The sequence below is a fragment of the Nonomuraea sp. NPDC003804 genome, assembly GCF_040610675.1.
Lineage (GTDB): Bacteria > Actinomycetota > Actinomycetes > Streptosporangiales > Streptosporangiaceae > Nonomuraea.
Genome location: NZ_JBEXMT010000011.1, coordinates 237,049 through 251,586 on the forward strand (window position 1 = coordinate 237,049; position 14,538 = coordinate 251,586).

Annotated in this window: 12 protein-coding genes; 2 read left to right on the plus strand and 10 right to left on the minus strand. The window is 71.9% G+C overall.

Features of this window, described 5'->3' with window-relative positions:
- The 8 genes from ABZX22_RS17935 to ABZX22_RS17970 all read right to left on the minus strand — a co-directional run bounded on the left by ABZX22_RS17935 (position 1) and on the right by ABZX22_RS17970 (position 8,692).
- On the minus strand, positions 1–1,008 hold the full coding sequence (locus ABZX22_RS17935; RefSeq protein WP_354910025.1) for a sugar phosphate isomerase/epimerase family protein: 1,008 nt from the start codon (positions 1,006–1,008) through the stop codon (positions 1–3).
- Positions 1,005–2,147, minus strand: coding sequence for a Gfo/Idh/MocA family oxidoreductase (locus tag ABZX22_RS17940; protein WP_354910027.1), 1,143 nt, complete (start codon positions 2,145–2,147; stop codon positions 1,005–1,007). Before ABZX22_RS17940 ends, ABZX22_RS17935 begins: the two co-directional genes overlap by 4 nt.
- Positions 2,147–3,196 carry an ABC transporter substrate-binding protein gene (locus ABZX22_RS17945; protein WP_354910029.1) on the minus strand — a complete coding sequence of 350 codons (1,050 nt, stop codon included), beginning with the start codon at positions 3,194–3,196 and terminating at the stop codon, positions 2,147–2,149. The genes ABZX22_RS17940 and ABZX22_RS17945 overlap by 1 nt, the downstream gene beginning before the upstream one ends.
- Entirely contained in the window at positions 3,193–4,191 is a 999-nt protein-coding gene (locus ABZX22_RS17950) for an ABC transporter permease (RefSeq protein WP_354910031.1), read from the minus strand. Before ABZX22_RS17950 ends, ABZX22_RS17945 begins: the two co-directional genes overlap by 4 nt.
- Complete coding sequence (locus ABZX22_RS17955; protein WP_354910033.1) at positions 4,188–5,672, minus strand: sugar ABC transporter ATP-binding protein; 1,485 nt, start codon at positions 5,670–5,672, stop codon at positions 4,188–4,190. The genes ABZX22_RS17950 and ABZX22_RS17955 overlap by 4 nt, the downstream gene beginning before the upstream one ends.
- Positions 5,666–5,797, minus strand: a complete 132-nt coding sequence (locus ABZX22_RS17960) for a hypothetical protein (protein ID WP_354910036.1) — start codon at positions 5,795–5,797, stop codon at positions 5,666–5,668. Before ABZX22_RS17960 ends, ABZX22_RS17955 begins: the two co-directional genes overlap by 7 nt.
- Before the next feature lie 163 nt (positions 5,798–5,960).
- Positions 5,961–7,187 carry an MFS transporter gene (locus ABZX22_RS17965; RefSeq protein ID WP_354910039.1) on the minus strand — a complete coding sequence of 409 codons (1,227 nt, stop codon included), beginning with the start codon at positions 7,185–7,187 and terminating at the stop codon, positions 5,961–5,963.
- Positions 7,184–8,692 (minus strand): luciferase family protein, encoded by a 1,509-nt coding sequence (locus ABZX22_RS17970; RefSeq protein ID WP_354910041.1) that lies wholly within the window; start codon positions 8,690–8,692, stop codon positions 7,184–7,186. Before ABZX22_RS17970 ends, ABZX22_RS17965 begins: the two co-directional genes overlap by 4 nt.
- An 84-nt stretch (positions 8,693–8,776) precedes the next feature.
- Here ABZX22_RS17970 and ABZX22_RS17975 point away from each other — a divergent pair, with 84 nt between their 5' ends.
- Positions 8,777–11,365, plus strand: a complete 2,589-nt coding sequence (locus ABZX22_RS17975) for an AAA family ATPase (protein ID WP_354910043.1) — start codon at positions 8,777–8,779, stop codon at positions 11,363–11,365.
- An 80-nt stretch (positions 11,366–11,445) separates the two neighbouring features.
- Here ABZX22_RS17975 and ABZX22_RS17980 read toward each other — a convergent pair whose 3' ends face one another.
- Entirely contained in the window at positions 11,446–12,318 is an 873-nt protein-coding gene (locus ABZX22_RS17980) for an SDR family oxidoreductase (RefSeq protein WP_354910046.1), read from the minus strand.
- A gap of 182 nt (positions 12,319–12,500) precedes the next feature.
- Between ABZX22_RS17980 and ABZX22_RS17985 the strand changes: the two genes are divergently transcribed.
- Positions 12,501–13,559, plus strand: coding sequence for a dihydrodipicolinate reductase (locus ABZX22_RS17985; protein ID WP_354910048.1), 1,059 nt, complete (start codon positions 12,501–12,503; stop codon positions 13,557–13,559).
- 478 nt (positions 13,560–14,037) lie between these two features.
- On the opposite strand, the gene ABZX22_RS17990 is transcribed toward ABZX22_RS17985, so the two are convergent.
- Positions 14,038–14,538: NAD(P)H-dependent oxidoreductase (locus ABZX22_RS17990; protein ID WP_354910049.1), on the minus strand; the 501-nt coding region annotated here is incomplete at its 5' end.

Sequence of the window (14,538 nt, forward strand, 5' to 3'; positions counted from 1 at the left end):
CTACTCGGAAGCGAACGCCGCGTCGAACGCCGCCGCCGGCGGGGTGATCGCGTTCATCCGCCTGATGTACGCCAGCGCCTCCGGCGCCCCGTCGAGCCGGTCCATCCCCGCGTCCTCCCACTCGATCGAGATGGGCCCTTCGTATCCGATCGAGTTCAGCGCCCTGAAGCAGTCCTCCCACGGCACGTCGCCCCGCCCCGTCGAGACGAAGTCCCAGCCGCGCCGCAGGTCGGCCCACGGCAGGTGCGACGACAACCGGCCCCTGCGCCCGTCGCCCACCCGGACCCTGGTGTCCTTGCAGTCGACGTGGTAGATCCGGTCGGCGAAGTCGAGGATGAAGCCGACCGGGTCGAGGTCCTGCCACACCATGTGGGAGGGGTCCCAGTTGAGGCCGAAGGCGGGACGGTGGCCGACCGCCTCGAGGGTCCGCTGCGTGGTCACGTAGTCGTAGGCGATCTCGGACGGGTGCACCTCGTGCGCGAACCGCACGCCCACCTCGTCGAACACGTCGAGGATCGGGTTCCACCTGTCGGCGAAGTCCTGGTACCCGGCCTCGATCATGGACGGCGGGACCGGGGGGAACATGGCCACGGTGTGCCAGATGGACGACCCGGTGAACCCGACGACGGTGTCGACGCCGAGCAGCGCGGCGGCGCGCGCGGTGTTCTTCAGCTCCTCGGCGGCGGCCTGCCGTACCGACTCGGGGTCTCCCGTGCCCCAGATGCGCGCCGGCAGGATCGCCTGGTGGCGGGCGTCGATGGGGTGGTCGCACACGGCCTGTCCCGCCAGATGGTTGGAGATGGCCCAGACCTTGAGCCCGTGCTTGTCGAGCTGAGCCCGCTTGGCGGCCACGTAGGACGGGTCGGCGACGGCCTGGCCGACGTCGAAGTGGTCGCCCCAGCAGGCGATCTCCAGGCCGTCGTAGCCCCACTCGGCGGCCAGCCTGCACACCTCGTCGAACGGCAGGTCGGCCCACTGGCCCGTGAACAACGTGACTGGTCTCGTCATGAGATCTCCTTGTAGCAACCTTCGGCCGCGCTCTGTTCGACCGCCGCCAGCACCCGCTGCACCCTCAGCCCGTCGGCGAACGACGGCGACGGGTCCGTGCCGGTGCCGATCGCCTCGAGGAAGTCCTTGATCTCGTGCGTGAACGTGTGCTCGTAGCCGAGGCCGTGCCCCGGCGGCCACCACGCGCCCACGTAGGGATGGTGGGGCTCGGTGACGAGGATCCGTGTGAAGCCCTCACCGCCCGACGACACCCACAGCTCGTTCATGGCCTCGAAGTCGAAGGCGAGGCTGCCGAGAGACCCGTTGACCTCCAGGCGCAGGGCGTTCTTGCGCCCGGTGGCGAACCTGGTCGCCTCGAAGGAGGCCATCGCTCCCCCGGACATCCGTCCGATGAACAGCGCCGCGTCGTCGACGGTGACCGGCCCCTTCTCCGAGGTACGGCTGCCGCCGAGCCCCGCGGAGGCCGACGCCAGCGGCCGTTCCTTGACGAAGGTCTCGGTGAGCGCCGAGACGCCCACGACGTGCTGTCCGGTGACGAACTGGGCGACGTCCACGATGTGCGCCCCGATGTCGCCGAGCGCGCCCGAGCCCGCCTTGTCCTTCTGCAGCCGCCACACCAGCGGGAAGTCGGGGTCGACGATCCAGTCCTGGAGGTACTGCGCCCTGACGTGCCTGATCTGCCCGAGCTCCCCTGCGGCGACCATCTGCCGCGCCAGCGCGACGGCGGGCACGCGCCGGTAGTTGAAGGCGACCATCGACCTGCCGGAGGAGGCGGCGGCCGCCGCCGTCATCGCCTCGGCCTCCTCGACGGTGTTGGCGAGCGGCTTCTCGCAGATAACGTGCTTGCCCGCCTGGAGCGCGGCGACGGCGATCTCGGCGTGGGAGTCGCCCGGCGTGCAGATGTCGACGATCTGCACGTCGTCGCGGTTGACGAGCTCTTTCCAGTCGGTCTCGACCGCGGCCCAGCCCATCGTGGCCGCGGCGGCCGTGACGGCCTCGCGGGACCTGCCGGACAGGGCCGCCATGACCGGGGTCACCGGCAGGTCGAAGAAGGCCGCCACGTTGCGCCAGGCCTGGGAGTGGACGCGTCCCATGAACGCGTAGCCCACCATGCCGACGCCGAGGGTGGTCTGTGTCATCAGGATTCGAACCCCAGAGGTAGGTACTTCTGCACGTTCTCCTTCGTGATGGTCTCCGAAGCGAGCGTGATCGACTGCGGCACTTGGTTCTCTACGAGGTCGCTCATGCCCTTTCCCTGGGCTATCAACCTCGCCAGCCTGATGGCGGAGGAGGCCATGGTGGGGCTGTAGGTGACGGTCGCCTCCAGCACCGAGGCGCCCGACTGGATCTCCCGCATGGCGTTGGCCGAGCCGGCGCCGCCCACCATGAAGAACTCGTCGCGTCCGGCCTCCCTGATCGCCGCGAGGACGCCGACGCCCTGGTCGTCGTCGTGGTTCCACAGCGCGTCGATCTTCTTGTGCGCCTGGAGCAGGTTGGCGGCGACCTTGTTGCCCGTCTCGACCGTGAACTGGGCGTCCTGACTGGCGGTGACGTCGAAGCCGTACGTCTTGAGCGCGTCGGCGAAGCCCCTGCTGCGGTCCTGGGTCAGCGGCAGCGTGGCGATGCCCTGGATCTCCACGATGACGGGGTCGGCCACGCCCTTGGCCTTGAGCTTCCTGCCGATGTAGTGGCCGGCCGCGACGCCCATGCCGTAGTTGTCGCCGCCGATCCAGGTGCGGTAGGCGAGCTTGTCGGGGAAGATGCGGTCGAGGTTGACGACGGGGATGCCCGCGGCGGTGGCCTGGAGCGCGACCTGGTTCAGTTGCCGGCCGTCGTTGGGCAGGATGACCAGCGCGTTCACCTTGGCCGCGATCAGCGACTCGACGGCGGAGATCTGCGCGTTGATGTCGTTGGTCGGCTCGACGGGCTTGAAGTCGACGTCGGTGTACCGCTTGGCGGTGGACTCGGCGTTCTTGGCGATCGCGGCGATCCACCCGTGGTCGGCGGCGGGCGCGGAGAAGCCGATGACGACCCTCGTGCCGGGCTGGTCGTTGCCGCCGGCGGGAGCGGGAGCGGGCGCCGAGTTCTGGGCGGACGGCTGGGCGGTGGGCTGGTTGCTGGTGCATCCGGTGGCCAGCAGGACGGCCCCGCCAACGAGGAGACCTCGGCGCGCGACTTTCTCGGTCATGGTGCTCTCTCCTTGAGGTTCCGCCGCTGGAGAAGGACGGCGACGACGATGATCAGGCCCTTGGCGATCAACTGGTCGCTGGTGTTGAGCCCGTTGAGGATGAACAGGTTGGTGATCAACGTGAAGATCAGCAGGCCGAGGATGGAGCCGATGATCGTCCCCCGGCCGCCGGTGAGCAGGGTGCCGCCGATGATGACCGCGGCGATGGCGTCCAGCTCGTAGAGGTCGCCGTGGGTGGAGGAGCCGGTGGTGGTCCGCGCCATGATCAGGATGGCGGCGATCCCGCAGCAGAGCCCCGACAGCGTGTACAGCAGCATCGTGTGCCGCCGCACGTCGATTCCGGCCAGCCGGGCCGCCTCGGGGTTGCCGCCGACCGCGTACGTGCGGCGGCCGAAGGTGGTGCGGTTGAGCACGATCCAGCCGGCCGCGACCACCAGCGCGAAGATGTAGACCAGCAGGGGGATGCCGAGCACCCTGGTGGTCGACAGGGCGACGATCGCCTCGTTGCCCGGCTGGATGAGCTGCGTCTTGCGGTCCGACATCCGCTGGGCCAGGCCACGCGCGGCCACCAGCATGGCCAGCGTGGCGATGAACGGCACGATCCGCCCGTAGGCGATCATCAGGCCGTTGACCAGGCCGGCGCCCGTGCCGACGAGGACGGCGCACAGGCCCATGACGAGCGGGCCGTACGACTGGGTGGCGAGCGTGGTGGCCCACACCGAGGCGAGCGCCATGATCGCGCCGACGGACAGGTCGATGCCGCCGCCGATGATCACGAACGTCATGCCGACGGTGATGACCCCGATGGTGGCGGCCAGCGACAGGATGCTCACCAGGTTGGCGGCGGTGGCGAAGTTCTCCGGCACGGTGACCAGGCCCACGACGGCCAGCAGCGCCAGCGCCCCCACCAGGCCCAGGTGCCGCACCTCGCCGACCCTGGCGAGCACGCCGGTTCGGTCCGTGGCCGTGGCCGCGGAAACGCCTTCGGACCTCACGCCGCGCTCCCTTCCATGATCATGTCCAGCACCGTGTGCTCGTCGAGCTCCCGCGCGGCGGCCTCGTGGATGACCCGGCCCTCGCGGACCACCAGCACGCGGTCGGCCAGCCCCAGGACCTCGGGCACCTCGCTGGAGACCAGCAGCACCCCGATGCCGTCGTCGGCCAGCTTCCTGATCACCGCGTACAGCTCGGCCCTCGCGCCGACGTCCACTCCCCTGGTGGGCTCGTCGAGCAGGAGCAGCTTGCGGCCGTTGAGCAGCCAGCGGGCCAGCACCGCCTTCTGCTGGTTGCCGCCGGACAGCGTCTTGATCGGCCGTTGCGGATCGGGCGGCCGGATGTCGAGCGTCCTGACGAGCCGCCTGGCCTCGCTGTCCTCGCGCGCCCGGTCCAGCCAGCCGAACCTGGCGTAGCGACCGAGGCTGCCGAGGGTGATGTTGGCGGTCACCGACTGGTCGAGCAGGAGCGCCTGGGCCTTGCGCTCCTCCGGGGCCAGGCCCATGCCCTGTTGCACGGCCCGGGCGGTGTTGCCCCCGACGGGCCTGCCGTCCAGGAGGACCCTGCCGGTGGCGCGGCGCGCGCCGTAGACGGCCTCGAGGATCTCCGAACGGCCCGAGCCGACCAGGCCCGCCAGGCCGACGATCTCACCGGCCCGCACGGAGAAGGAGACGCCGGTGAAGACGCCGGGCGCGCTGAGGTTCTCCACGCGCAGCACCTCGGCGCCGGCGGCGCGGTCGGAGCGGGGCGGGAAGACGTACTCGACGGTGCGGCCGGTCATGAGCGAGACGATCCGCGAGGTGGGGGTCTCGCGGGCGGTCAGGCCCACGGCGACCGTCCTGCCGTCCTTGAGGACGGTGACCCGGTCACCGATCTCCCTGATCTCCTCCAGCCGGTGGGAGATGTAGACCACGGCCACGCCCTGCGCGGTGAGCTCCCTGATGATGCGGAAGAGGTTGGCGACCTCGTCGTGGGCGAGGGCGGCCGAAGGCTCGTCCATGACGATCACGCGGGCGTCGTGGGAGAGCGCGCGGGCCATCGAGATCACCTGCTTGGCGGCCGGCGACAGCCTGCCGACCTCCGTCGACGGCCTGATCTCGCCGTGGCCGAGCCGGTCGAGGATCTCGCCGGCCCGGTTCCTGAGCGCCTTGCGGCGGGTGAAGCCGAGGCGGGTGGGTTCGTGGCCGAGCATGATGTTCTCCGCCACGCTGAGCCCGTCGACGAGGTCGAGCTCCTGGTACATGGTGGCCACGCCGAGCCTGATGGCCTCGACCGGGCTGCTCGGCGCGATGGTGGCGCCGTTGAGCTCGATGGTGCCCGCGTCGGGCCGGTGGACGCCCGCGAGCACCTTGATGAGCGTGGACTTGCCTGCGCCGTTCTGTCCGAGCAGGCAGTGCACCTCGCCCGCCCGCACGTCGAGGTCGACCCCGTCCAGCGCCCGCACGCCGGGGAACTGCTTGACGATGCCTCTCATGATCAACATGCGGCGATCCCGTTGCTGGTGCCCGGAGCGAGGTGGTGGTCGTCGGGGTCCGGCCGCGTGATGGCCGGACCCCTGCCGATCAACGTCAGAACATCGCCCGGCGAGCCGGGGACGTCACCCGTCATGCCGCGACGATAAGAGCAGACTTATGACGAAATCAAGGGATCAAGAGCGTGTCATCCGGCCGAGATTTGCAGATCTTCTGCCGCAGATCGGGCAAAGTAGGGTCTTGACCGGCGGAACTCGGCGGTGACCATGGGTTTTCGCGCGGCACGGCGCGCGAGCCCGTCAGCGGTTGCCGGTCACGTGCCCGGCGGGGGCCGTGGCCGCCTCGCTCTCCAGCTCGGGCTGCTCCCCGAGCCACAGGTATCCGACCGCGGAGGCCAGCACGCCGGTCCCGAGCACCGACCACAGCAGCAGCGGCGACACGCTCAGCGCCAACGTGAACAGCAGCGGCGCCACCGCCGCGGTCAGCCCGCCGCAGAGCATGCTGTAGGCGGCCATGTAGCGCCCGCGTAGCCGTACCGGGGCCATCGAGATCTTAAGCGCCTCCAGCGGAGGCAGCTGGACCCGCTCGGCCAGGACGTAGATCGTGGTGGCCACGCCCAGCGTGATCGCACCGGGAAGCCACCCCGCGAGGCCGAACGCGGCGAAGGCCACGGCGTACAGGAGCGCGCCCAGCGCCGCGCCCCGGGTGCGGCGGCTGCGGCGCTGCAGCCTGCTGACCGGCAGCTGGGTCAACGCCGAGAGCGCCGTGTTCCATGCGGACAGCGCGCCGATCACGGGCGGCGACATGTGCAGCTCGGTACCCGCGTAGAGGGGAAGCGCCCAGATGAAGACGTCCTGGGCGAAGCTGATCGGCAGGCTGATGACGATGAAGGCCATGAAGCGCCGGTCCCGCAGCACCGTGAGCAGGCCCGGTCCGCCGGCCCCCGGCGCGGCGGACCGGGCGGGCCCGGCGACGGCGACCCGCAGGAGGAGCGCGGCGGCCGCCGTGTAGCTGACCACCTGGACGATCGCCACCACCTGGTAGCCGCCGAAGCCGACGGCGAGGCCGGAGGCCAGCCCGCCCAGCCCGACCGCCGACATCAGCACGGTCGATCGGACGGCCACCAGCGCGTCCCTGTCCCTGCCCGTGACCAGATCGCCGATCAGCGCCGACGAGCCGGGGTAGTAGACGCGGTTGCCCAGCGAGGCCAGCGTCGCGGCCGCGATGAGCAAGGGAAGGTCGTCGACCACCAGATATCCGGCGAACCCCGTGGCCGACAGCAGGTTGCCCGCCACCAGCATGCGCTTGGCGCCGAACCGGTCGATCCCCGCGCCGACGGCGGGGCTGGCCAGCAGCGTGGCCACGAAGGCCACGCTGAGGCCGAAGCCGATCTCCGCCATCGGCAGCCCGGTCACCTGCCGGAAGAACAGCAGGGAGAAGGCGGCGAAGAACCCGTTGCCCAGCGCGTCGATCGCACCGGCCATCAGGTACGGCACGCGGCCGGGGAAGGCGGGCACCCAGCTCATCGCGATTCGCCCAGCGCGTATTCGTAGGAGAGCTTGACCAGGCGCCAGACGACCTCGAGCTCGCCCTGGGTGCGCGGGCCGTACACGAGGATCGAGTGGTGCTCGGGATGCCGCACGCCCCAACCGGCCCGCTCGACCTCGTCCTTGACCGGCTCGGGCAGCGTCAGGTGCAGGCTGCCGTCGTGGTGCGGGTGGATGTGCGTCCACTCGCGGCCCTTCTGGAAGGCGGTCTCGGGCCCTGATCCGACGCCGTCGGGCAGGAACAGCGAGCGGGCGTGCGGGACCGAGACCAGCGTGGGCGCCATGTAGACGCGCGGCAGGGCCCGCATCCGCTGCCACAGCTCCTCCTGCAGCATCACCGGGGCGATCTGCGAGCGTTGGCTGTGCGGCGCGGGGCCGACGACCCGCGGCGCCTCCCCCGCGCGGACGGGAAGGCCGAGCAGGGTGGGGTAGTCGGTGTAACCGCGGTGGTCACCGCCGTACCAGGAGGCCTGGTCGGAGGTGTTGTACGGCCCGCCCGCCCGGACGCGCTCCGGCAGGTCCGGGTTGGCCAGCCACATCTCGGCGAGGCTGATCGCGTCGGCGACCCCGTCGCGGAGCGCGGCGGCGCCGACCTCGGGGGTGGCCGGGCCCTCGTGGCCGGCGGGGTGCGGGTTGAGGATGAGCGTCCCCGGCCATTCGGACCTGATCAGCTCGGTGATCTGCCGGGTGCCGTACTCCACGATGTGCAGGTAGGCCAGGTTGTACGGGGCGAGCCCGCGCACCAGGGCGGTGTAGACGGTGGCCGGATCGGCCTCGGCGATGTTGTTGTAGGTGTTGCCGGGCGCCAGCCGGATGGCCACCCGCTCGGAGCCGAGGGCGTCGCTGACCGCCTGGACGACCTCGACGGCGAACCTGATCCGGTTGTCGACCGAGCCGCCGTAGCCGTCGGTCCGCCGGTTGGTGTTGTCGGCGAGGAACTGGTGGATCAGGAAACCGTTGCCGCCGTGCAGTTCCACGCCGTCGAAGCCGGCCGCGATCGCGTTGCGGGCGGCGGCGACGAAGTCGGCGACGGTCTGCGTGATGTCGTCGAGGGTCATCTCCTTGGGCATGGGGTGGTCCAGCAGGCCGTCGGCGGTGTGGAGCTGCATGCCGGAGGCGACGGGCGAAGGGGCAAGCGGGAGCCCGCCGTCCGGGTAGAGCACGGGGTGGCCGATCCGGCCGGTGTGCGTGATCTGCGCGAAGATCCTGCCGCCGGCGGCGTGCACCGCCTCGGTCACCGCGGACCACGCCTCGACCTGCTCGGGCGAGTGCAGCCCGGGGGTGTCGACATAGCCCTGGCCTCTCGGCGACGCCTGGACAGCCTCGGTGATGATCAGGCCGGCGCTCGCACGCTGCGTGTAGTACTCGGCGGTCAGCTCGGTCACCAGGCCTCCGGCGGCGCGGTTGCGCGTCATGGGCGCCATGACCAGGCGGTTGGGAAGCTCGACCTTGCCGACGGTGAGACGCGCGAAGAGGTTCTTCATGGCCACGAAGGTAGGAGCGGGGCACCATCCGCCGAATCGGTAAGGTTTCGGGCGTTCACTACGGAGGTTCGGAGGGTCCGGCGCATGCTCTACGGGCGCGAGGCCGAGCAGGCGGAGCTCACCCGGCTGGTCGCCGCGGCGGGGGAAGGGCGGAGCGGCGCGCTTGTCCTGCGCGGCGAGGCGGGGATCGGCAAGTCCGCCCTGCTCGAGGAGGTGGCGGACACTCAGGGAGCGCGCGTCCTGCGGGTCACCGGTGTCGAGGCAGAGGTCGAGCTGGCCTGCGCCGGCCTGCTCCAGCTGCTGTGGCCACTCCAGGACCGCGTCGACGCCCTGCCCGGCGCGCAGGCCGAGGCGCTGCGCACGGTGCTGCGCGGCGGGGCGCGGGCCGGCGACAGGTACACGACGGGGCTGGCCGTCCTCACCCTGCTTGCCGACCTGGCGGAGGAGCGCCGTCCGGTGCTCTGCCTGGTGGACGACGCTCAGTGGCTCGACCAGGTCACGGCCGACGCCCTGCTGTTCGCCGCGCGCAGGCTCGCGGCCGAGGAGGTCGCCATGGTCTTCGCCGCGCGAGAGGAGGGGTTCGATGGCCACGGCCTGCCCGAACTGCGGCTGACCAGGCTCGGCAGGGACGCGGCCGCCCGCGTGCTGGCCAGGTACGGCCTGCCGCCGGGGCGCAGAAACCAGGTCATCGACGAGTCCGACGGCAACCCGCTCGCGCTCCTGGAGTTCGGCAGGGAACTGCGGCACCCGGGCGGCGCCGCCGCGCGGACGCCGGTCGGTGACCGGGTGCTGGCCGCCTTCCGCGCCCAGATCGCCCGGCTGCCCGAGCGGACCAGGCTGATGACGCTGGTCGCGGCCGCCGAGGGCCGGGGGGATCTGCGCACGGTGCTGGCCGCGGCCCAGGTGCTGGGCGCGGACGTGCGGGACTTGGAGGAGGCCGAACGAGCTGGGCTGCTGCTGGTGAGCGGGGCCCGCATCGCCTTCAGGCACCCGCTGGTCCGTGCCGCCTGCTACCGGAGCGCCGTCCTGGCGCAACGGGTGTCGGTGCACCGCGCGCTGGCCGACGTCGTCGAGGACCCCGACTCCCGGGTACGGCACCGGGCCGCCGCGGCCATGGGCCAGGACCCCGACGTCGCCGAGGAACTGGAGCGGACGGCGGAGCGGGCCAGGGACCGAGCCGCCCCTGGCATCGCGGCCGGCCTCCTCCAGCAGGCCGCCGAGCTCAGTCCGGACCTGCCCGACCGGGTACGGCGGCTGGGTGCCGCGTCCGCCACCGCGCTGGAGGCGGGTGACGTCGAGCGGGCCGGCGAGCTGGCCGGACAGGCGGAACGGCTCGCCGCCGACCCCGCCGTCCTGGCGGAGCTGGCCAGGGTCAGGGCCGCGGTGGAGTTCGAGCGCGACGAGCAGCGGACGGCCGCGCGCATCCTGATCGAGCACGCCCCGAACGCGCGCCCCGGCACGGCCGAGTCGATGCTCCGTACCGCCGCCACCTACGCCTGGTTCTCCGGCGACGCCGAGGCGGTCAAGGCCGCCGCGGCAGGGCTGCCAGCCGACGAGGCGGCCCGCGGAATGGCGCACCTGATCGACGCCGACTACGCCCGCGGGCTGCCGCTGTTGGCCACCGCGGCGGCGCGGGCCGGGCGTGGCATGCCCGCCGTGTACGCCGCGGCGTTCGTCGGCGACGACGCCGCCGTGCTGGACCTGGCGACGGCGGAGGTTGCGCGCTGCCGGAGGGAAGGGCTGGTCGGGGCGCTGCCCGAGGTGCTGCAGATGCTGGCCAGGCAGCAGGTCCTCGAGGGCAGGCACCGCGACGCCGAGGCGTCGGTGGCCGAGGCGGCGGCCATCGCCAGGGACACCGGCTCGCGGGTGAGGGTCGGACGGCTGGAGCTGGTGCTGGCCAGGATCGCGGCCATCGAGGGCGACGCGGAGCGGTGCCGCGAGCTGACCGGCGCGGTGGTGGACTCAGGGGTCTCGGCGGCCTGCCTGCTGAGCCTGCTGGACCTGGGCGCCGGACGCTACGAGCAGGCGCTCGACCGGATGGAGGCGGCGTGGACGTGGCCTGGCCACTACATGACCGCCCTGGTCGCCGCGGCGGGCGACCAGGTGGAGGCCGCCGTACGGCTGGGTGTGCCGGAGCGGGCCGCCGAGCCGCGGCGCAGGATCGAGGCCTGGGCGCGGGCCGCCGGCCACCCCTGGGCCAGGGCGATCGCGTTGCGCTGTCAGGCGATGGTGACCGGCGAGGAGGAGCCCTACGCGCAGGCCGTCGAGCTGCACGTGCGGGGTGGCAGGCCCTTCGAGTGGGCCCGCACCGAGCTGGCCTACGGCGAGTGGCTGCGCCGCGCCAAGCGGCGGACCGACGCCCGCGCCCACCTGCGGACCGCACTGGAGATCTTCGACCGGCTGCACGCCACGCCGTGGGCCGACCGCGTGCGCGCCGAGCTGCGCGCCGCCGGTGAGGTGCCCGACTCCATTCCCACCGCCCCGCGGCTCTCCGACCGGTTGACCCCCCAGGAGCTCCAGGTGGTCCGGCTGGCCGCCGAGGGCCGCAGCAGCAGGGAGATCGGCGCGCAGCTCTTCCTCAGCCCGCGCACCGTCGAGCACCACCTCTACAAGGCCTATCCCAAGCTCGGGATCAGGTCCAGGAACGAGCTGCTCCGGCTGGACCTCGGCTGACGTCCACGAGCGGTGCCCGTGGACGCGCCGCCGCTCCCCCGCCGCCCGCGGCGGCCCCCTTGGGGCCGTGAAACTACCCGCTACAACATCGCCTTCATCGAGTCGGCGGCCGTCAGCACGTACGGCTGCTCGGCCATGATCGTCTCCCAGTTGCCGGCGATCGCCTCGGGCGACAGGTCGTCGGTCTTCCACCCCGGCCCCTCGGCCACGAACACCCGCGCCACCTTCCCCCCGCCGACGCTGAACACCTCGCCCGACGTCTCGCAGGTCTCGTGCGCGAGGAAGGCCACCAGCGCGCTCACCCGCTCGGGCGTGAACTTCGCCTCGAACTCGGCCGGAAGCAGCGCCTCGGTCATGCGCGTCCAGGCGATGGGCGCGATCGCGTTGGCCTTGATGCCGTTGCGCGCGCCCTCGATCGCCAGCGTCTTGGTCAGCCCGACCAGGCCCATCTTGGCCGTGGAGTAGTTGGCCTGGCCGAAGTTGCCGAACAGTCCGGCGGGCGAGGAGGTGTTCACGACACGCCCGTAGCCCTGCTCCTTGAGGTAGGGGTAGGCGGCCTGGCTGACCAGGTAGGAGCCGCGCACGTGCACCGCGAGCACCGCGTCGAACTCCTCGACCGTCATCTTCCCGAACGACTTGTCGCGCAGGATGCCCGCGTTGTTGATGACGATGTCGACCTTGCCGAAGGCGTCGACGGCGGACTGGACGACGGCCCTGGCGCCCTCGGGGGTGGCGACGTTGTCGGCGTTGGCGACGGCCTCGCCGCCGTTCTTCCTGATCAGCTCGACCACGTCGGCCGCCGGACCGGCCGACGCGCCGGTGCCGTCGAGAGCGCCGCCGAGGTCGTTGACCACGACCCGCGCGCCTCGCTCGGCCAGGAGGAGCGCGTGCGAGCGGCCGAGCCCGTGCCCGGCGCCCGTGATGATCGCGACCTTGCCGTCGAACCGGAGCATGCGAACCCTCCACCGTAGGAGAACAACATTCTAGTAAGGGCACAATATCCCGGCGAAGCTGTTGCGGACAGTGATCAGTCATGCGGATTTCTGCTAGAGTTCTTGCCCCCGCTAGGGCGGCGGTCAAGGACGACACCCCTCCCTGTAACGGCCCCGCCCACCATCCGGGCTGGAGGCCTTGCATGCCCGCACAGCCGCCCCTCCGCGTGATCCAGTGGGCCACTGGCGCCGTCGGCCGTTGCGCACTGCGCAGCGTGCTCACCAGGCCCGAGTTCGAGCTCGCCGGTGTCCTCGTCTACGACCCCGACAAGGTCGGCGTCGACGCGGGAGAGCTGGCGCGGTTGCCCGAGGTGGGCGTCAGGTGCACCGACGACGTCGAGCGGATCATGGCGCTCGACGCCGACTGCGTGCTGCACATGCCGCTGCCCGCCTCCTACTTCGGCCGCGACCACACCTCCGACGTCGAGACGATCTGCGCCCTGCTCGCCTCGGGCAAGAACGTCGTCACCACCACCGGCTTCGTCTATCCGCGCTCCTACGGGCCCGGCGTCGTCGAACGCATCGAGGAGGCCTGCGAGAGGGGTGGCACGTCGTTCCACGGCACCGGGATCAACCCGGGCTTCATGAGCGACTTCCTGCCGCTGGCGCTGACCGGGCTGTCGAGCAGGGTCGACCACATCTACGTTCGCGAGTCGTCCGACTTCCGCGGCCATCCCTCCCGGCAGATCGTGGTGGACCTGGTCGGCTTCACCCGCTCGGCCAAGGACTACACCGCCGCGGTGCGCCCCTACCGGGCCTTCCAGCGCTCGCTGTTCGCCGAGAGCGTCCAGCTCGTGGCCGACGCGCTCGACGTGCGGCTGGACGAGGTGGAGGAGAGCGACGAGTTCGAGCTGGCGACGGAGGAGTTCGAGATCGCGGCCGGGCTGGTCAGCGAGGGCACCGTCTGCGCCTCGCGCTGGGTGTTCTCCGGGCTGGTGCGCGGGCGGCCCTTCATGACCATCGAATGCGTGTACAAGGCCGACGCGGCCAAGGTGCGCCGCTGGCCCGAGCCCGGGTTCGCCATCCACATCGAGGGCGTGCCGCAGATGATGGTGACCGTCGACGAGGTCTCCCACGGGCTCGCGGCGGCCGCGGCCAGAGCGGTCAACATCGTGCCCGCCCTCTGCGCGGCCCCGCCCGGCATCCGCACCATGCTCGACCTCCCGGTCCCCCGCGGCCGCCACACCGTCACCCGCCACTGACAGGCTCGCTTCCGGTACGGCGGCCTCAGGGCCGCCGACCCTCGCCTCTCTGCACGCCTCCCTGTACGGCAGGCCGGGTCGAGGCCACCGTGGTCACCGCTGACCGCCCGTCCATCACGCGCACTCCAGCGGGACTCCGGCGGGCCACCGTCACGTCGCCCGCACTCCGGAATCCCGGATGCCCGGAGTCCCGGAGTCCCGGATGCCCGGAAGCTCGACAGCCCGGAAGCCCGGAAGCCCGGAAGCCCGGCGGGTCGTGGCGGGTCGTGGCGGGTCCGTTGGGGCGCCCGGCCCCGTGCGCCCGGTGACGCGTATCCCTGGACTGGCGCCCGCCCCGTGCCAGGGGTGGCGCCCGGCCCCCGCTGTGCCGTACAGGGAGCACAGAAAGCAGCCTGCCGTACAGGGAGCACAGAAAGCACAGAAGAGCACAAGGAGTACAGGAAGGACAGCAGGCGCGGGAGGCGGGCAGGACCGCGGGTCAGCCGGGGACGCCCTCGTGGAGGAGGATCTGCGGCGCCACCAGGTCGGCCCACGCGGCGAGCGCCTCGTCGCCCGGCAGCTCCGATTCCAGCAGCGCCAGCCCTGGCGTGGGCACGGCAGCGCCGAGCTCCACCAGCAGCGGCCGGAAGTGCGCCTCGACGGCCAGGGCGTGCCGGGGGTCGCCCATGACCAGCACCGGTAGCGCCGTCTTGCCGGCCAGCGCCCGGTGCGGCAGCCGGTCGAGGAAGGCTTTGAGCAGTCCGGTGTACGTGGCCTTGTAGGTGGGGCTGGCCAGCACGACCACCGACGCGCCGCGGACCAGGTCGAGCGCCACCTCCAGGCCGGCGTGCGCGCCGGGGTGGAGCAGGTGGGGGGCCAGGGCCGACAGGTCGATGACGTCCCTTTCCCCTTCGTGGCCGAGCCGGGCGGCGATGGCGGCGGCCGGACAGGCCGAGCTTGGCGAAGATGTTGTTGATGTGCTTGCCGACCGCGCCCTCCG